General features: G+C 64.8%; 19 protein-coding genes. 6 read left to right on the forward strand and 13 right to left on the reverse strand.

Annotated features, from left to right (window positions below; genetic code table 11):
- Positions 1-152: 152 nt before the first annotated feature.
- The 4 genes from DIE02_RS13125 (at position 153) to DIE02_RS13135 (ending at position 2,515) form a co-directional block, all read left to right on the forward strand.
- A complete protein-coding gene (locus tag DIE02_RS13125; RefSeq protein WP_124485463.1) occupies positions 153-1,253 on the forward strand; it encodes a nitronate monooxygenase family protein in 1,101 nt (366 codons plus the stop codon).
- Between the two features lie 168 nt (positions 1,254-1,421).
- Positions 1,422-1,793, forward strand: coding sequence for a GFA family protein (locus tag DIE02_RS13130; RefSeq protein ID WP_124485462.1), 372 nt, complete (start codon positions 1,422-1,424; stop codon positions 1,791-1,793).
- The gene (locus DIE02_RS35490) at positions 1,790-1,933 is read left to right on the forward strand and encodes a hypothetical protein (protein WP_185641311.1); all 144 of its coding nucleotides are present in this window, start codon (positions 1,790-1,792) and stop codon (positions 1,931-1,933) included. Before DIE02_RS13130 ends, DIE02_RS35490 begins: the two co-directional genes overlap by 4 nt.
- 126 nt (positions 1,934-2,059) lie before the next feature.
- Complete coding sequence (locus tag DIE02_RS13135) at positions 2,060-2,515, forward strand: MarR family winged helix-turn-helix transcriptional regulator (protein ID WP_044843621.1); 456 nt, start codon at positions 2,060-2,062, stop codon at positions 2,513-2,515.
- 124 nt (positions 2,516-2,639) lie between these two features.
- On the opposite strand, the gene DIE02_RS13140 is transcribed toward DIE02_RS13135, so the two are convergent.
- The 6 genes from DIE02_RS13140 to DIE02_RS13165 all read right to left on the reverse strand — a co-directional run bounded on the left by DIE02_RS13140 (position 2,640) and on the right by DIE02_RS13165 (position 5,892).
- The gene (locus DIE02_RS13140) at positions 2,640-3,383 is read right to left on the reverse strand and encodes a GNAT family N-acetyltransferase (RefSeq protein WP_124485461.1); all 744 of its coding nucleotides are present in this window, start codon (positions 3,381-3,383) and stop codon (positions 2,640-2,642) included.
- A gap of 141 nt (positions 3,384-3,524) precedes the next feature.
- On the reverse strand, positions 3,525-3,854 hold the full coding sequence (locus DIE02_RS13145; protein WP_124529073.1) for a DUF4148 domain-containing protein: 330 nt from the start codon (positions 3,852-3,854) through the stop codon (positions 3,525-3,527).
- Positions 3,855-3,926: 72 nt separating this feature from the next.
- Positions 3,927-4,256, reverse strand: coding sequence for a DUF4148 domain-containing protein (locus DIE02_RS13150; protein WP_185641310.1), 330 nt, complete (start codon positions 4,254-4,256; stop codon positions 3,927-3,929).
- 87 nt (positions 4,257-4,343) lie between these two features.
- Positions 4,344-4,670, reverse strand: a complete 327-nt coding sequence (locus tag DIE02_RS13155; protein WP_124485715.1) for a DUF4148 domain-containing protein — start codon at positions 4,668-4,670, stop codon at positions 4,344-4,346.
- A 66-nt stretch (positions 4,671-4,736) separates the two neighbouring features.
- Entirely contained in the window at positions 4,737-5,156 is a 420-nt protein-coding gene (locus tag DIE02_RS13160) for an organic hydroperoxide resistance protein (RefSeq protein WP_124485459.1), read from the reverse strand.
- Positions 5,157-5,427: 271 nt separating this feature from the next.
- Positions 5,428-5,892, reverse strand: coding sequence for a RidA family protein (locus DIE02_RS13165; RefSeq protein WP_124485458.1), 465 nt, complete (start codon positions 5,890-5,892; stop codon positions 5,428-5,430).
- A 339-nt stretch (positions 5,893-6,231) separates the two neighbouring features.
- Between DIE02_RS13165 and DIE02_RS13170 the strand changes: the two genes are divergently transcribed.
- Positions 6,232-7,164 carry a LysR family transcriptional regulator gene (locus tag DIE02_RS13170; protein ID WP_124485457.1) on the forward strand — a complete coding sequence of 311 codons (933 nt, stop codon included), beginning with the start codon at positions 6,232-6,234 and terminating at the stop codon, positions 7,162-7,164.
- A gap of 138 nt (positions 7,165-7,302) precedes the next feature.
- On the opposite strand, the gene DIE02_RS13175 is transcribed toward DIE02_RS13170, so the two are convergent.
- The 7 genes from DIE02_RS13175 to DIE02_RS13205 form a co-directional block, all read right to left on the reverse strand.
- A complete protein-coding gene (locus DIE02_RS13175) occupies positions 7,303-8,010 on the reverse strand; it encodes an SDR family NAD(P)-dependent oxidoreductase (protein WP_124485456.1) in 708 nt (235 codons plus the stop codon).
- 535 nt (positions 8,011-8,545) lie between these two features.
- On the reverse strand, positions 8,546-9,082 hold the full coding sequence (locus tag DIE02_RS13180) for a DUF3331 domain-containing protein (protein ID WP_124485455.1): 537 nt from the start codon (positions 9,080-9,082) through the stop codon (positions 8,546-8,548).
- Positions 9,083-9,399: 317 nt separating this feature from the next.
- A complete protein-coding gene (locus DIE02_RS13185) occupies positions 9,400-10,146 on the reverse strand; it encodes a glucose 1-dehydrogenase (protein ID WP_124485714.1) in 747 nt (248 codons plus the stop codon).
- A gap of 159 nt (positions 10,147-10,305) precedes the next feature.
- Positions 10,306-10,947: an HD domain-containing protein gene (locus tag DIE02_RS13190; RefSeq protein ID WP_124485454.1), complete on the reverse strand. Its 642-nt coding sequence runs from the start codon at positions 10,945-10,947 to the stop codon at positions 10,306-10,308.
- A gap of 66 nt (positions 10,948-11,013) precedes the next feature.
- Positions 11,014-12,483: a catalase gene (locus DIE02_RS13195; protein WP_124485453.1), complete on the reverse strand. Its 1,470-nt coding sequence runs from the start codon at positions 12,481-12,483 to the stop codon at positions 11,014-11,016.
- A gap of 373 nt (positions 12,484-12,856) precedes the next feature.
- The gene (locus DIE02_RS13200; protein ID WP_124485452.1) at positions 12,857-13,789 is read right to left on the reverse strand and encodes an AraC family transcriptional regulator; all 933 of its coding nucleotides are present in this window, start codon (positions 13,787-13,789) and stop codon (positions 12,857-12,859) included.
- A gap of 236 nt (positions 13,790-14,025) precedes the next feature.
- Positions 14,026-15,492, reverse strand: coding sequence for an efflux transporter outer membrane subunit (locus DIE02_RS13205; RefSeq protein ID WP_124485451.1), 1,467 nt, complete (start codon positions 15,490-15,492; stop codon positions 14,026-14,028).
- A gap of 98 nt (positions 15,493-15,590) precedes the next feature.
- Between DIE02_RS13205 and DIE02_RS13210 the strand changes: the two genes are divergently transcribed.
- The gene (locus tag DIE02_RS13210; protein ID WP_124485450.1) at positions 15,591-16,208 is read left to right on the forward strand and encodes a TetR/AcrR family transcriptional regulator; all 618 of its coding nucleotides are present in this window, start codon (positions 15,591-15,593) and stop codon (positions 16,206-16,208) included.
- Positions 16,209-16,224 lie beyond the last annotated feature (16 nt).

Raw genomic sequence — 16,224 nt, forward strand, 5'->3', positions numbered from 1 at the left:
GTCAGCCGCCGAACCCGGCACCGCTTTCGCATTCGCATGACAGGGTCCACGCGACGCACCGCGCATCCGCGACGTCGCCGGACCCACCCAAGCCGCTTCGGCCGGCAGCCGGCCCGAGCCTTCCGATCCCGGACGTTCCAGGAGGCAACGACATGAATCGACCGACCGACAACCGGACGCTGCTGCGCACGCTCGGCGTCCGCACTCCGATCATCCAGGCGCCGATGGCCGGCGTCAGCACGCCCGCGCTGGCGGCTGCCGTGTCGAACGCGGGCGGGCTCGGCTCGCTCGGCGTCGGCGCGACGAACGCCGACGGCGCGCGCAAGATGATCCGCGACACGCGCGCGCTCACCGACCGGCCGTTCAACATCAACCTGTTCTGCCACCAGCCGGCGCGGGCCGATGCCGCGGTCGAACGCGCGTGGCTCGAGTGGCTCGCGCCGGTGTTCCGCGAATACGGCGCGACGCCGCCGCCGGGGCTGTCGGAGATCTACACGAGCTTCGTCGCGGACGATGCGATGCTCGCGATGTTGCTCGAGGAAAAACCGGCGGTCGTGAGCTTTCATTTCGGGTTGCCGTCCGACGAGGCGATCGCGATGCTCAAGCGCGCCGGCATCACGCTGTTCGCGTCCGCGACGCATCCCGACGAAGCCCGCCAGATCGCCGCGGCCGGCATCGATGCGATCGTCGCGCAGGGCATCGAGGCCGGCGGGCATCGCGGCGTATTCGACTCGACGGCGCACGACGACCGGCTCGGCACGTTCGCGCTGACGCGACTGCTCGTGCGCGAATGCGCGCTGCCGGTGATCGCCGCCGGCGGCATCATGGACGGCGACGGCATCGCCGCGGCGCTCGCGCTCGGTGCGCAGGCCGCGCAACTCGGCACGGCGTTCGTCGCGTGTCCGGAAACGTCGATCGACGACGGTTATCGCCGCGCGATCCTCGGCGACGCGGCGCACCGCACGACCTTCACGACCGCGATCTCCGGCCGTGTCGCGCGCGGCATCGCGAACCGGCTGACGGCGCTCGGCGACGATCCGCACGCACCGGCGACGCCCGCCTATCCGATCGCGTACGACGCCGGCAAGGCGCTGCATGCGGCCGCGAAGGCGAAGGGCGAGTTCGGCTACGGCGCGCAGTGGGCAGGGCAGGCGGCGCCGCTCGTGCGGTCGCTGCCGACGGCGGAACTGTTCGCGACGCTCGAGCGCGAGACGCGGGCGGCCATCGCGCGGCTGCAGCACGCGCTGGACTGAGTGCCGGATCACGCGGCGCGCGGCGGACGCGCCGGAAGGCGCTGAAATCCGCACCGTTCGCGACAGAATTGCAATGCTCTGTGTCTGCGCACCGCGCGGATACAGAGCGATACAACGCGTCCGCCCGGGTTCGTTATAAAGCAGACATCACCTCTCGAGGAGCACGACATGTCTGCTACATGGTTCAACGGATCCTGCCATTGCGGCGCCGTGAAATTCCAGGTCCGGACCGCGCTTGCGCCGGCCGTTCGCTGCAACTGCAGCCTTTGCCGCCGTCGCGGCGCGTTGATGAGCCCGATGTTCCCCGCCGCCGACCTGAAGATCGTCGCAGGCGAGGACGCGCTGACGACCTACCGTTTCAACACGCGCACGGCCCGTCACTTTTTCTGCAGCCGGTGCGGCGTCTACCCGTTTCATCAGACGCGCAAGGATCCCGCGTGCTGGCGCGTCAATCTCGGCTGCCTCGAAGGCGTCGAACCGTATGCGCTCGACGCGACCGTCGCCGACGGCGCGAGCCTGTCCGTCGTGGAGGATGCATGAAACGCTGGCTGACGATCCTGCTGTTCGCCGCGGGCGGCCTCGCGACCGAAATCGCGCATCCGGTGCAGTGTTCGCTGCTGTCGATCAGCCGGCAACGGCACGGCGAGCACCGGGGCCGGAACGACGGCGATCGAGCCTGAGCGTGAGCGGGCATCGCTCGCGTCGCGTGCTGTCGATCGGAAACGATAATCATGCTTCCGATAAGATCGCACGCGATATATAATGCATTCATCTGCGACACGCTCCCGTGTCGATGGAGGATGCTCATGAAACCGACCGAAACCCAATCGCCCGCCACGCCGAAGCTTTCCGAGTTCCTGTGCTTTGCGATCTACTCGACGAACCTCGCGTTCGGCAAGGCCTACAAGCCGATCCTCGAGGAGCTCGGCCTCACGTACACGCAATACATCACGATCATTGCGCTGTGGGAGGAGGGCGACCAGACGGTCGGGCAGCTCGGCGAAAAGCTGTTCCTCGAATCGAACACGCTGACGCCGATCCTGAAGAAGCTCGAGGCGATGGGCTATCTGGAACGGCACCGCGATCCGTCGGACGAGCGTCAGGTGGTCGTGAGCCTGACGAAAAGCGGTCGCCGCGTGCGCGAGAAGGGGCTCGACATGAATCTCGTCGAAGCCACCGGGCTCAAGCCCGACGAATTCGCGAAGATGCAGAAGGCGATCGTCACGCTGCGCGGCAACCTGATCGATTCGATCGACGAGTAAACCACGAATAGCCTGGCCGCCGGCTCGATGTCGAGCCGGCGATGCGATTGCAGCCGGCTTCCTCCACGATGTCCATGCTTTTCCGGCCGTCCGGACCGACTTTTGCAATGCTGCGCCCGGTTGCTTACGGCTGACGCTCGGGCTGGCCCGTCCCGGTTTCCTCACGCCCCAACACCAGCAATTGCATGTCGCGACGGATCGTGAAACCGAGTGCCAGATAGCGCTCGATTGCGACGCGATTCGACGACAGCACATGCAGAAACGGCGTTTCCGCCCGCGCGCGAATCCGCGCGATCAATGCGCGGATCAGTCCGGCCGCGAGGCCCTGGCCGCGAAAGGCGGGATCCACGCACACGGCGCTGATCTCCGTATGGCCGCCGGCAGTCAGTCGCTGACCGGCCATCGCCACGAGCCGTCCTTCGCTCCGTACACCGAGATAGCCGCCGAATTCGATCGTGCGCGGGCCGAACGGACCCGGCTCCGTCGCCGCGATCAGCTCGAGCATGGCCGGTACGTCGCCTTCGGTCAGCCGGACATGCTCCAGCGGCTGCGCATCGTCAGGCGTTCCCTGCCAGATCATCTGATGCAGCACCGCGCGCCGGACCACGGAACATCCGCCCGGCGTCGGGATCTCGTCAGGCGTGACCAGTGCCGCGGGCCCGTGCGTGTCGATCAATGCGCGCAACGCGTCGAAAGCGGCCGGGCTGCGCTCGGCGAGGCCGGCAAAGGGCGCGAGTTCGGGAGGAAAGCGCCGCGCGCGCTCGTCGCCGAGCGCAAAACGCTGCTGCTCGCCGGCGAGCGCATGCCACACGGCGTTGTCGAGCGGATGCGCTCCGCTTCCTTCGTTCCCCGTCGTTGCTTGCCGCATTGCCTGCTCCCTGATTGAAGGTCGTTCGTCGCACAGCATAGACGCGATCGTCCATTCAGGTCTCAGACGAACAAAAAGCGCATGCGATTATATCGCATGCGCTTTATTTGATGGATGACGTCGTCGATTTCGGCGCGGTGCTCAATGACCGAAGTAGATCGAGCGCTCGGCCGTGCGAACGACGTTCCGGCTGCCGGCTTGCGTCGCGCCGTCGGCGTCGCTGCCGTAACCGGATGCGTCGGTATCGGCCGCTGTCGCAGCGTTGTCGCGCACCCGCTTCAGCGCGGTCTGCAGATTCTCCGGATAGTTCGGATCGTTCGGGCGATTCGGCAGGTAGCCGGCCTTCTGGAGCGCGGCCAGTTCCGCCCGCACCTGCGCGCGCGTGACGGTGCTTTCGGTCGCGAATGCCGGTTCGGCAACGGCAGCGGACACGGCGACGAGCAGGCCAGCAATCAGTTGGGTCTTCATCATTTACCTCGACAGAAAAGAGTGATCGGAGTGTGGGCGTCGCACGCCGGCAACCGGCGCCGATCGCGATTTCATTCAATGGCCGAAGTAGATCGAGCGCTCGGCGACCCGCATGGCAGGACGGCTGCCCGACTGCGTGCCGGCTGCCGCGTCGCTGCCGTAACCGGACGTCGCCGTATCGGCTGCGGCCGTGTCGTTCGCATGGATACGCGTCAGCGCGGCCTGCAGGTCGTCCGGATAGTGCGGATCGTTCGCGCGGCCCGGCACATAGCCGGCTTGCTGCAGCTGGGCGAGCTCGGCACGTACTTGCGCACGCGTCACGACAGCTTCATTGGCAAAGGCGGGGGCGGCAACGGCGGCGGATGCGGCAACGAGAAGGGCGGCGATCACTGGGGTTTTCATCATTTACCTCGACAGATTCAATGGAAAGAAACGGGGCGTTCAGGCGTGTGCAGCATGTCGGCGCGATTCGTCCGGAATCGCGGATCGCGCTCAACGACCGAAATAGATCGAACGCTCGGCCATCTGCACGACCGCGCGTCGGCCCGACTGCGTCGACGCGACGGCGTCGCCGCCGTAGCCCGCGTTCGACGGTGCGTTGGCCACCGCGTCGTCCGCGTGGATCTGCGTCAGCGCGGCCTGCAGGTTGTCCGGGTAGGTCGCGTCGCTGGCGCGGTTCAGCGGGTAGCCGGTCCGTTCGAGCTGCGCGAGTTCGGCGCGCACTTGCGCACGCGTCACGACGGCGTCACTGGCGAAGGCCGGCGCGGCAACGGCAGCGGACACGGCGACGAGCAGGGCGGCGATCAGTTGGGTCTTCATCATTTACCTCGACAAGAAAATGGCAGGAGATTCGGGAGGGCGGCGCCTGGCCGCCCGATTCAACGTTCAGACGATGCGGATTTCGACGTCGATGTTGCCGCGCGTCGCTTTCGAGTACGGGCAGGTCTGATGCGCGGTGTCGACGATGTGCTGCACGACGTCACGATCGAGCCCCGGCGCGCTCACGTTCAGGCGGGCCTGCAGGAAGTACGCGTTGCCGCCCATGCCCAGGTCCACTTCCGCATCGACCGCGAGATCGGCCGGCAGCGTCACCTTCGCCGCACGTGCCGCGAGTTGCATCGCGCCGATGAAGCAGGCCGACCAGCCGGCCGCGAACAGTTGTTCCGGATTCGTGCCGGTTCCGGCGGTGCCCGGCGACGACAACTGGATGTCGAGGCGACCGTCGGAACTGCGCGCCGCGCCGTCGCGGCCGCCGGAAGTCGTATGCGTCTTGCCCGTGTACAGCACTTTTTCGATCTTGCTCATCGTTCACTCCGTCAGGTTGGAAGGTTCTATCTAATGCGATTCGATCGCATGCGATGCAGTTTGGTCGAGACGCCGAACCTCGTCAAGCGGATTCGATTAAATCGCATGCGATATTTTGTATTTCAATGTATCTGGATCGTGTACGGCCTTGCCAGGCAAGGATGTGCGGTGTTCCATCCCTTATATCGAAAAGATCGCGTCGCGCGACATTCCGGGCGCGGACAGGGCGGCCGCCGTCGGAACGGCGGCTGCCCGCGCAACCGCAACGCGGCTACGCCGGCCGGATTTCGGCGATCACGACCAGAATCACGGCTGCGTCGGCCGGCAACTGGCGCTGGGAAAACGCCGAGCGCGCATGTCCGGCCTTGTCGCCGAGCACGGCGGCGAACAGATCGGATGCGCCGTCGATCACGGCCGGCTGGCCGAAAAAGCCGTCCGCCGACGCAACGTGCCCCTCGACACGCACGATGTGATGCAGGCGCTCGAACCCGCCGAGGTGCTTGCGGATCTGCGCGAGCACGTTCAGCGCCGCGAGTTGCGCCGCATGCCGCCCGTCGTCGACGTTCAGCCGTTCGCCGACGCGGCCTGTATAGGCAACCTTGCCGTCGACGAGCGGCAGTTGTCCGGAGATGAACAGCAGGTTGCCGGCTTCGCTGACGGCCGTGTAGCTGCCGAGCGGTTGCGGCGGTTCGGGTAACGTGAGGCCGAGTTCGGCCAGCTTCTGTTCGATCGTCATCGCTTGCTCCTTCGGGGAAGATTGAGTGGCGCCCAGGCTCGGAAGATTCACTCGCACGGGTCTCTGGCAGTCACTCTATTGAGGCGGTCGACGCCGGTAAATATCGTTCGCGCAATTGAATCGACACGCGATGTAACGAATCGCGCGCGGCGCAATGTGGCGCGAACGGTTGCCGGCGACGGTCGTCGGTACGCTGGTTTCCCGGCCGGGATTCATGCACACTCGCTGCTTCAGCGTCACGCGACGAAACGGCGCGCGCCGGCTCACCGCGAGCGCGATTCCGTGATGCCTACGTTCACGTTGCCGGCCACGCCACGCACGAAGCAGCAGGAGCGCCCCATGCAGAGAAAATTCGACGACCTGCTGCTCGGCAGCATCGAGCTGTTCTGCCTGGCCGCGGAACTCGGCAGCTTCACGCTCGCGGCGACGGCCGCGAGCGTCACGCCGGCCGCGGTCAGCCGCTCGGTCGCGCGCCTCGAGGAGCGTCTCGGCGTACGCCTGTTCGTGCGGACGACACGGCAGATCCGCCTGACCGATTCCGGCCGGCGCTATTTCGAGCAATGCCGTGATGCGCTCTCGCAGCTCGTCGACGCCGAGCGCGAAGCGACGGGCCAGCAGGCCACGCCGGCCGGCGTGCTGCGCATCAGCATGCCGACGCCGTACGGACACTATCGCGTGTTGCCGCTGTTACCCGCGTTTCGCGAGCGATATCCGGACGTGCGCGTCGACACGCATCTGAGCAACCGCAACATCGACTTCGCCGAGGAGGGTTTCGATCTTGCGATCCGCGGCCGCGCGCCGGCGGATTCGAGCCTGGTCGCGCGCAAGCTGGAGGATGCGGAACTCGTTGTCGTCGCGACGCCCGGCTACCTGAAACGCGCCGGCGTGCCGCGCGCCGTCGACGATCTGCACACGCACGAATGCATCCAGTTCGAGCTCCCGAGCAGCGGCCGGCCGATTCCGTGGTTGTTCAACGACGGCTCGGCGGAAATCGACGTCGCGACGACCGGCGGCTACGGCACGTCGGGCGACGTCCTCGCCGGCGTCACGCTCGCGCGCAGCGGCGCGGGCCTGTTCCAGACCTATCGCTTCATCGTCGACCGGGATTTGCGCGAGGGCACGCTCACGGAGGTGCTGTCCGGCCAGGGCGGCCGGTCGCGGCCGTTCATGCTGCTGTATCCCCACGCGCGCTATCTGTCTTCGCGCGTGCGCGTGTTCGTCGACTTTCTCGTCGAACATCTGCAACAGGCGCCCGGCAAGCGGGCGCGCTAGGCGCGTCCGGGGAGAATGCCGGCAACGGGGCAGAGCGGGGCGCGAATGGCGCGCCTGCGCCGTTGCAGGACCGCCGCGCTCCGCGCCCCGCTCGCCATTCGCGCCATTCGCGTCAGCGCAGTCTCCCATCGTCGCTGCTCAATGCCCGGCGCTCTGGCCGCCATCCACGTGCAGGATCTCGCCGGTAACGAACGGCGCCGAATCGAGATACAGGATCGCGCCGACGATGTCGCTCATCTCGCCCATCCGGCCGACCGGATGCAGCGAGGCGAGCGTCGCGTGCGTGTCGGGCGCATGCATCGGCGACTTGATGATGCCGGGGGACACGGCGTTCACGCGGATGCCGGCCTTCGCGTACTCGATTGCGAGCGACTTCGTCGCCGCGTTGAGTCCGCCTTTCGTCAGCGATGCGAGCACCGACGGCACGTTGCTGTTCGCGTGGTCGACGAGGCTCGTCGTGATGCTGACCACGTGTCCGCCGCTGTTGCGTTGCATCGCCGCGATCGCGCGCTGCGTGACGTGGAAGAACCCGTCCAGGTTCACGCGGGTGATGGCCGCATAGTCGTCGGCGGTGTATTGCGTGAACGGCTTCGCGATGAACACGCCGGCGTTGTTGACGAGCGTGTCGACCCGGCCGAAGCGCTCGAGTGCGGTATCGACCACGCGCCGTGCGACGGCCGCGTCGCCGATGTCGCCCGCGACAGTGACCAGATCGGGATCGTCCGACGCGCCGATCGAACGGGACGTCGCGACCACCCGATGGCCCTGGGCGCGGAATGCGTTGACCGTCTCCGCGCCGATGCCTTGCGATGCGCCGGTGACGATGATGACTTTGGATGTGCTCATGATATGCCTCGACAGGTGACTGGTTTTCGGCTTCGGTGCCGACCGGATCGATGAATCCGATGGACCAGACTTTAGGCGCGTCGCGCCGGAGTTCGTACACCCACCGTGGACCAACAGTCTTGCGTCGCGGGAACAAATGCGGGAAAGAACGGGGCGGCCGCGACGGCGATCGTTGCGGCGGAAGGGGAATCGACGCGGCTGCGAACGAAGCAGCAATCGCGGGCGACACCGCGCGTCGAATCGCCGTGAAATCCGGGATTCGTGCGAGGAAATGCTGTCAATGCCGCGCGATGGTGTGCTCGGACACGTCGGGTACTTCGATGGCTTATCGGATCTGTCCGGATAACTTTTCTTATCACAATAGCATCGATATGAATCGAAACCGGCGAGTACGAAAACGCGTCTGACCTGACCTGCATACGCTTCCTGTTCCGTCCGCGGCCCAGGCTTGCTCATCTGCTGGCGCATCGAATCGAACTGCAATCACCGCAACGGTCCGTACGTCTCCTTTTTCTCGCCTACGTCGGCCTCCGACTCAAGCCTCGGAGAACAGTCGGGCAAGGTGCGGTTCGAGATCGGGGAGAGCATCTGCGTGCCGATCTCCGAGCCGGTCTGGCGTCGAGGGCTTGGGTTCCGCGCCCAACCTGGCCGATGTCTGACCGACCCGATACCGCGGCAGATCGATGGACGACGCCTTGATCATCGCCATCGAGTTGCTGCACATCGCATTCCGCGTGCGCTTTGGACGAAAGACCGAATCCCCCCGGGCAATCGAGTCGCCCGTCAGAATGCAAACCCCGTCCTCTCGGGCAACAACTCTCCGCCAGGTCTGTTCGCCATATCGACACGCCGTCGAGCTGCTCCACGAGATGAGAACGGTGTCGGTTGACGGGCGCTCGAGAATCACGATGCGGACGGCCTCCAGGTTTGAGTGGCTCATGCACGCACGCTCATCCACTCCCGGAAAGGGCGGTGCGGCCGGAGGCGATCGCAGGGCGTCGAGAATCCTGTCCCAGCGATGCCGGTCGCTGATGCCGTTCGTGACATCGTCGGTACCTGGAGTGTTTTCCATAGCTTCATGATCGCCATTGGATAAGCGTCAAAGGCGACGTCGGCGTGAACCCGGCGTGTGCGATCGTGCTGACGCCGATCCGCGGCCACGCACCGTTCAACGAACGAAAAACGCGTGAAAAGCGGGAGAGGGAGGTGACCCGCGAATGCAGGTCACACTTGCAAAGTACGGGCGTCGACGTTTCGTGTCGGTAACTTCGGTCGTCACGCTTCAACTGGACGTGACGACGCACTGACGCGTGAGAAATCCAGAACGACCGTCACGCTTGTTTCGTCGATTTTGAGGCCGACCTGCGTGCGCGGTTTCGCGAACCTGCGTCATCGCATGCCGCCACTGGCGACGATATGCTCGCCCGTCAGCCACTTTGCGTCGTCGGACGCGAGGAAAACCGCAATCGACGCAACGTCGTCCGGTCTGCCCACGCGCCCGAGCGGCGTCTGGCTGACCGCGGAACTCTCGAACTCCGATCCGATCACCCCGGCGCTTTGCGCGCCTTCGGTCACGATCACGCCGGGATTGATCGTATTCACGCGAATGCCTCGCGGCCCGAGTTCACGGGCGAGCGCGCCGGTGATGGAATCCACCGCGCCTTTCGTGCCGCTGTAGACGGCAGTCGTCGCCGGTGTGAGCGTCGAGACGACCGAACTGACATTGATGATGCTGGCGCCTTCGCCCAGGTGCTGGACGGCGGCCTGTGTGGTGAGCAGCACGCCGAGCACGTTGATGTCGAACTGCCTGCGGTATTGCGCTTCCGTGAACGCCTCGATCGGGGCGAACTCGTAGACGCCCGAGTTGTTGACGAGGATGTCGAGGCGGCCGTACGTTTCGATCGCCGCATCGACGATGCCTTTTGCATCGGCAGCCTTCGACACGTCACCTCCGACGGCAACCGCTTTTCCTCCGGCCGTGGTGATGGCGGACACGACGTCATCCGCGCCCGTCTTGCTGCTTGCGTAGTTCACTACGATCGACGCGCCCTCTGCCGCGAGCGCCTTGGCGATGGCGGCACCGATACCCTTCGACGCACCGGTTACGACGGCCACTTTCCGTGCAAGCTTGCCCATGATGTTCACCTCAGTGTGAATGATTCCGTTGATGGACACCGGCATGCCGTCTCGCCCAATGCGATCGCCGGTGTTTCCTGCCTATGCGGACCTGCGTACGATCGCGATCGGGTGGCGCGGCGCGACTGGCCGGGCATCGATGCGCGGGACACGGCACCTTCAACCCGGCCATGCCGAATTGCGGATGACGGAACAGAAATTCCCCCGATGGAAATGAGGCTCCTTGTCGGCGATCACGTCGGCTTTCACGTTGCCGAACGTGGTTTCCGGCTTGTGCCTGATGCCGTCGTAGAACGCCTGAATGATCTCTTCCTTGAAGTGCGGCGGGCGGGGATGCGCATGCGTCACGGCTTCGCGCTCCTCGTGCGTGAACGCGTGGTACGACAGTCCGAGCACATCCATCTCGACCCCGGCGGTCACCAGCGCGACGACCGGGTGCATATGGCGCGGAATGCCGGGCGTGGTGTGCAGCGCAATCGCCGTCCAGACGAGATCGATGTCGGCCGCGTCGATGCCCCGGCCCGAGAGAAAGTCGCGGGCCGCATTGGCCCCGTCGACTTCGAAGCGTTCGGTGGCGCTGCTGTACGCTCCGGTGAGGCCGACGTCATGAAACATGGCACCGGCGTACAACAGTTCCGGATCGAATTTCAGGCCGCGGCGCACACCCTCCAGCGCACCGAACAAATATACGCGGCTCGAATGATGAAAGAGCAGCGGGGTGGACGTGTCGCGCACGAACTCGGTAATTTCCCGCGCAAGCTGACTGTCGGGCACCGCGACATCCTGAATGAACTCTGACATGACGGTCCTCCATCGAAATGTGAGCGGACGCCGGCGTCGTGGCGGACGCCGCACGCGAATGGCTGGCTACTTGGCTGCAGTCGTCGCCCCGATTCTTGCCAGGGCCTCGCGAACACCCGCGCCGTACTCGGGGTCGGCCTTCGTGCAATTGAGGATGTGGCGTTCCTGGATATGCGCCTGAACGGAGGCCATCTGGCGTGCGGTGTTGTCGAACAGCAATTGTTGCTGCGCCTGACTCATCAGGCGAAACAGGTTTCCCGGCTGCGCGAAGTGATCGACGTCCACGCGGTGGTCCCAATGCGCGGCGTCGCCTTCGATTCTCAGCGGCGGCTCGTGAAGATCGGGCCGCACTTCCCACTCGCCGGAACTGTTCGGATAGTAAGAAGGCGTGCCGCCGAGGTTGTCGTCGGTGCGCATGGCGCCGTCGCGGTGGTAGCTGTGGAAGGGGCACTTCGGCGCATTGACGGGAATGTGATTGAAGTTCACGCCCAGCCGATACCGTTGCGTGTCGCCGTAAGAGAACAGACGTGCCTGCAGCATCTTGTCCGGCGAAAAGCCGATGCCGGGCACGACGTTCGCGGGCGAGAAGGCCGCCTGCTCGACCTCGGCGAAATAATTGCCCGGGTTGCGGTTCAATTCGAGTACGCCGACCTCGATCAACGGGAAATCGCTTTTCGGCCAGACCTTGGTCAGGTCGAACGGATTGAACGGCAGAGACCTGGCCTCGTCGTCGTTCATCACCTGAATGAAGAGTGTCCAGCGCGGGAAGTCGCCGCGCTCGATGCTCTCGTAAAGATCGCGGCCATGCGTTTCGCGGTCCTTGCCCACGAGCTGTTCGGCTTCGCCGTCCGTCAGATTCGCGATGCCTTGCTGCGTACGGAAGTGAAACTTCACCCACGTCCGCCGATTGTCGGCATCGACCAGGCTGAACGTATGGCTGCCGAAACCATGCATGTGGCGATAGCTGCGCGGAATGCCCCTGTCGCTCATGACGATCGTGACCTGGTGAAGCGCCTCCGGCAAAAGCGTCCAGAAATCCCAGTTGCTGTTTGCGCTGCGCAGTCCCGTGCGCGGGTCGCGCTTGATCGCGTGGTTGAGATCGGGAAAACGCAGCGGATCACGGAAGAAGAACACGGGCGTGTTATTGCCCACGATGTCCCAGTTTCCTTCTTCCGTATAGAACTTCACCGCGAAGCCGCGGATATCGCGCTCGGCATCGGCGGCGCCGCGCTCGCCGGCGACCGTCGAAAAGCGCATGAATACGGGCGTTGCCTTGCCGATTTCCGAAAAGAGTTTGGCCTTGGTGTAGCGCGTGATGTCGTGCGTTACCGTGAATACGCCGTGCGCGCCCGATCCTTTGGCGTGCATGCGTCGTTCGGGAATCACCTCGCGGTCGAAGTGCGCGAGTTTCTCGATCAGCCAGATATCCTGCAGCAGCGCGGGGCCGCGCGGGCCGGCCGTTTCGATGTTCAGATTGTCGGCAACGGGCGCGCCCGTTGCGTGATCAAGACGCGTAGACGTATCGCGGTTTTTCATGCCTCGACTCCAGGAGGGTTGGGCGGACCGGCGCAGCGCCATACCGTTCCAGGCTGGCGGCCGCGCGAAACTTTACGGGCAAATCAGCGTGCTATCCCGGCGGGTGCGGTGAAAAGAAACGGCCATACCGCGACGGCCACCCGCTCGATCCGTGACGAGCCGCGCGGGCATCGACGAGTCGATGTGAGAGAAGCGTACCTGTCGGGTGCCAGAACGATCTTGTATAAAACAACGATTCGATGGACGAATCGCGGACGGCCGTCAAACACCGGGGCAGTGGTTGGACTCGGATCAGAGGCGGTGGTGCGTCGCGCGTCGACGCATATCGAGCGAGCGCGCAAGCGCCGATAACGACGTTCGCACCTGTCCGGCGCTATCGGTTCCGCTGCGCCCAGTCTTTCGGCCCGCACCCTTCGAGGCGCGAGAACACGCGCGAAAAATGACTCTGGTCGAAAAATCCGCAGTCCGATGCGATGCTGGCCAGGCTCGCATCTGTTTCCCGCAACAGCGATTTCGCGCGCTCGATGCGGCGCTTGAGCAGCCACTGATGGGGTGTGCTGCCGGTCGTCTGCTTGAAGGCTTCACCGAAATAGCTGGTGGAGAGATTGCACTCGCGCGCGAGATCGGCAATCGAAGGATTGTCGTGCAGGTGGGACGCGAAATAATCTTCGATGCGCCGCATCTGCCACGGAGCGAGTCCGGAGCGGCGCGGCCGGAGCGCCGGATCGGCTCGGCCATATCGTGTGACGACGTGTTCGCAAAACGCCAGCGCGAGGTAATCGATGAACAGCGCACTCGTCAGGTCGGGCTGCTGCAGGACCGCCTGCAGCGTATGCGAAAGACTGAACAGCACCGGGTCGCTGGCGCCGAGATGCGGCTGCACGAGTCCGCCTATGCGCCGGCGCCGCTTTTGATCGGTGAATTCCTCGATCGCGCTCTGGGCCAGATAGAGCCGCATGGTATCGAACGGCATGTCGAGACGGCGCGTGGGGCTCGAGCGCAGGTCGAGCAGAAAGCAGCTGCCGGGACTGCACGACGCGGAAGCATCGAGGTTACCGCCTGAATAACGGAGGCCGGGATCGGGGCTCAGTATCAGCGGCATCTGAAAGACAAAGGCTTCCTCCGGTTGCGGCGTGAGCGAGCGCCCCGGTTGAGGCCGGGGGTTCGTCAACCGTGTGAACGAGATAGGCTGCCCGTGGGAGAAAACGCCGGCCCGCACGGTGGGCGCATCTCGCAGTAGAAACCGTTTGGCGAGGGCGTCGTCTGCAACGGGTTGCCCGAAATCGACGTGATTCCTATCGTTCATTCATCGCGCCTTGGAGTGCGCCCGTACAGGCGTCGTGTGCCTTTACCCGACGGCGGGTTCAAATGAAAACAGGCCCAATTTAGCGCAATTCGATGACTGGCGCGCGACTGGTGTCGTGATGCGCGAGACGCTCTCCGATTGCGGGCGCGACGCGCACGTCAATGGTGCGGTGCGCTATTGCGCGAACCAGGAACGTGCGCAGGCTCCATTGCGCGCGCCAGTGCAGGGCGGTGGCGTCAGCGTGAGCTCAACGACGTCTGCGCATCGTGCGATGCCGGGTCCCAGCCGCCGCCGAGCGCCTTGAACGTCGAGATCGCTGCACGAGCGGATTCCGTCTGTGCCTGTGCATGCGCGTCGGCGGCCTGGAGCAGCGTCTCGTTGGCGTGCAATACGTCGATGAAACTCGCTGCACCGCTGCGGTACGCGGTCATCGAGGAATCCTTGGCGCGGGAAAACGACGACTCGGCATGCGACAGCGTGGCAGCCTGCGCCTCTCGATTCACCAATGACGAGAGCGAGTTTTCGACGTCCTCGGAGGCGCGGAGCACGGCCTGCCGATAGGCCGCGAGCGCTTGCGCGTCGGCGCCTTTCGCCGCGTCGACATCGGCACTGATGCGGGCGAAATCGAACAGTCGCCAGCGCAGCCCGACGAGGCCGGCCGCCTGGTTGGCGCCGCCCGAGAACAACGTACCGGCGGCGGCCGAGGTCGCGCTGCCGACGAAGGCGTTCAGCGAGACCGTCGGGTAGTACTCGCCGATCGCAGCGCCGATGCGCGCATTGGCGGCGGCGAGGTGACGTTCGGCGGCGATCAGATCGGGACGTCTTTGCAGCAGATCGGCTGGCGTGCCCATTTCCGCGAGCGCCGGCGCGACGGGGATCGGGGAAGGCGAGCCCAGCTCTGCCCGGTGCGTGCCAGGAGGTGTACCGAGCATCACGTCGAGGGCGTTCGACGCCGCATCGAGCGCCGCGAGGAGGACGGGCACGCTGGCCTGCACCTGGTCGAGCGCACCTTGCGCCTGCTGAACCTGATAGTCGGCCGCCGCGCCCTTCGAATACAGGAGTTTCACGTCTGCGAGAAGCGCCTGCTGCGTCTGCACCTGCCGGGTCGCGATATCCAGACGGGCCTGGAGCCCCCGGATCGTGACGTAGATATCGGCGGTCTGGGCTGCGACGGCAAGCCGGGTGGCGACTGCCGCCGCCTGCGTTGCCGAGTAATCGGCGAGCGCGGCTTCACGCTGACGACGCAGACCGCCAAAAATATCGATCTCCCAACCGGCCTCCAGGTTGGTTTCGTACTCGGTGCCCCAGCGCTCGTACCCCGGCGTGGCATTGAGCAATCGCCCCAACGGCGTATCGACAGACTGATAGGCTCGTGCCGCCGACGCGGAAACCGAGGCCGACGGCAGGAGCGCCGCGTTGGCCGTGCCGAGGCGCGCGCGCGCCTGAGTGATTTGCGCGACGGCCTGGGCCAGGTCCAGGTTCTGGGCCAGCGCCAGCGAAACGTAATGCGTGAGCAGCGGGTCGTTGAAGCTTTCCCACCATGCGGACAGGTCGGCAACCGGCGCCTTTGCCGCGCGCGCGGGCGGCTGGGTCATGTAGTGCTGCGCCAGCGGCGCATCCGGGCGGTGGTAGTCGGGACCCACGGCGCACGCCGAAAGGGCGGCGACGCTAGTCAGGAGAACAAGTGGACGGCGCAAGGGCATGATCATCTCGGGAGCGACAACGGGAGGGGAAATATAGTGACCAATATACAATATGGTCACACGTTGTCAACTGACGAGCGTCGGACTAAGCTTGAGGCATGAACAAACCGACTCCCTCCACCTCTTCGTCCCGTGGCCCCTCGGACCACGAAGTTCGCGCCCAGATCGTCGACGCCGCGACGGAATACTTCAGCCGTTACGGCTACGAAAAAACCACGGTCTCCGATCTCGCGAAGGAAATCGGGTTTTCAAAAGCCTATATTTACAAGTTTTTCGACTCCAAACAGGCGATCGGTCAGGTCATCTGCGCCAATCGCCTCGCCGCGATGATCGCCGCAGTCAGGGAAAACATCGACGGCGCGCACAGTGCGACGGAAAAATTCCGCTGCATGTTCAAGACCTTACTTTCAACTGGAGGCCAGCTTTTCTTCCAGGATCGCAAGCTCTACGATATTGCCGCCGTGTCGGCCGAATCGCTCTGGCCATCTGTCCAGAGTTATGAGGACCAGATCCGGCAACTCATCGCCGATATCCTGCGGCTCGGACGAGAAACCGGCGAATTCGAACGCAAGACGCCGCCGGACGAGGCGGTGAACGCGATCTTTCTGGTGATGAAGCCTTACTTCAATCCCTTGCTGCTGCAGTACAACCTCGATGGCGCGGAAGAGGCGACGGCCCAACTCGCGAGCCTGGTACTCAGAAGTCTTGCTCCATGAATCTCGCTGTGACTAT

The sequence above is a fragment of the Burkholderia sp. Bp8991 genome, assembly GCF_003853795.1.
Classification (GTDB): Bacteria; Pseudomonadota; Gammaproteobacteria; order Burkholderiales; family Burkholderiaceae; genus Burkholderia.

Bases quoted from the DNA above. Each gene is read 5' to 3' on its own strand.
- DIE02_RS13140 (WP_124485461.1), bottom strand. From the start codon at position 3,383: ATGCGGCAAGCAACGACGGGGAACGAAGGAAGCGGAGCGCATCCGCTC.
- DIE02_RS13135 (WP_044843621.1), top strand. From the start codon at position 2,060: ATGAAACCGACCGAAACCCAATCGCCCGCCACGCCGAAGCTTTCCGAG.
- DIE02_RS13185 (WP_124485714.1), bottom strand. From the start codon at position 10,146: ATGGGCAAGCTTGCACGGAAAGTGGCCGTCGTAACCGGTGCGTCGAAG.
- DIE02_RS13205 (WP_124485451.1), bottom strand. From the start codon at position 15,492: ATGCCCTTGCGCCGTCCACTTGTTCTCCTGACTAGCGTCGCCGCCCTT.
- DIE02_RS13165 (WP_124485458.1), bottom strand. From the start codon at position 5,892: ATGACGATCGAACAGAAGCTGGCCGAACTCGGCCTCACGTTACCCGAA.
- DIE02_RS13200 (WP_124485452.1), bottom strand. From the start codon at position 13,789: ATGAACGATAGGAATCACGTCGATTTCGGGCAACCCGTTGCAGACGAC.
- DIE02_RS13175 (WP_124485456.1), bottom strand. From the start codon at position 8,010: ATGAGCACATCCAAAGTCATCATCGTCACCGGCGCATCGCAAGGCATC.
- DIE02_RS13145 (WP_124529073.1), bottom strand. From the start codon at position 3,854: ATGATGAAGACCCAACTGATTGCTGGCCTGCTCGTCGCCGTGTCCGCT.
- DIE02_RS13180 (WP_124485455.1), bottom strand. From the start codon at position 9,082: ATGGAAAACACTCCAGGTACCGACGATGTCACGAACGGCATCAGCGAC.
- DIE02_RS13210 (WP_124485450.1), top strand. From the start codon at position 15,591: ATGAACAAACCGACTCCCTCCACCTCTTCGTCCCGTGGCCCCTCGGAC.
- DIE02_RS13130 (WP_124485462.1), top strand. From the start codon at position 1,422: ATGTCTGCTACATGGTTCAACGGATCCTGCCATTGCGGCGCCGTGAAA.
- DIE02_RS35490 (WP_185641311.1), top strand. From the start codon at position 1,790: ATGAAACGCTGGCTGACGATCCTGCTGTTCGCCGCGGGCGGCCTCGCG.
- DIE02_RS13160 (WP_124485459.1), bottom strand. From the start codon at position 5,156: ATGAGCAAGATCGAAAAAGTGCTGTACACGGGCAAGACGCATACGACT.
- DIE02_RS13195 (WP_124485453.1), bottom strand. From the start codon at position 12,483: ATGAAAAACCGCGATACGTCTACGCGTCTTGATCACGCAACGGGCGCG.
- DIE02_RS13150 (WP_185641310.1), bottom strand. From the start codon at position 4,256: ATGATGAAAACCCCAGTGATCGCCGCCCTTCTCGTTGCCGCATCCGCC.
- DIE02_RS13170 (WP_124485457.1), top strand. From the start codon at position 6,232: ATGCAGAGAAAATTCGACGACCTGCTGCTCGGCAGCATCGAGCTGTTC.
- DIE02_RS13125 (WP_124485463.1), top strand. From the start codon at position 153: ATGAATCGACCGACCGACAACCGGACGCTGCTGCGCACGCTCGGCGTC.
- DIE02_RS13190 (WP_124485454.1), bottom strand. From the start codon at position 10,947: ATGTCAGAGTTCATTCAGGATGTCGCGGTGCCCGACAGTCAGCTTGCG.
- DIE02_RS13155 (WP_124485715.1), bottom strand. From the start codon at position 4,670: ATGAAGACCCAACTGATCGCCGCCCTGCTCGTCGCCGTGTCCGCTGCC.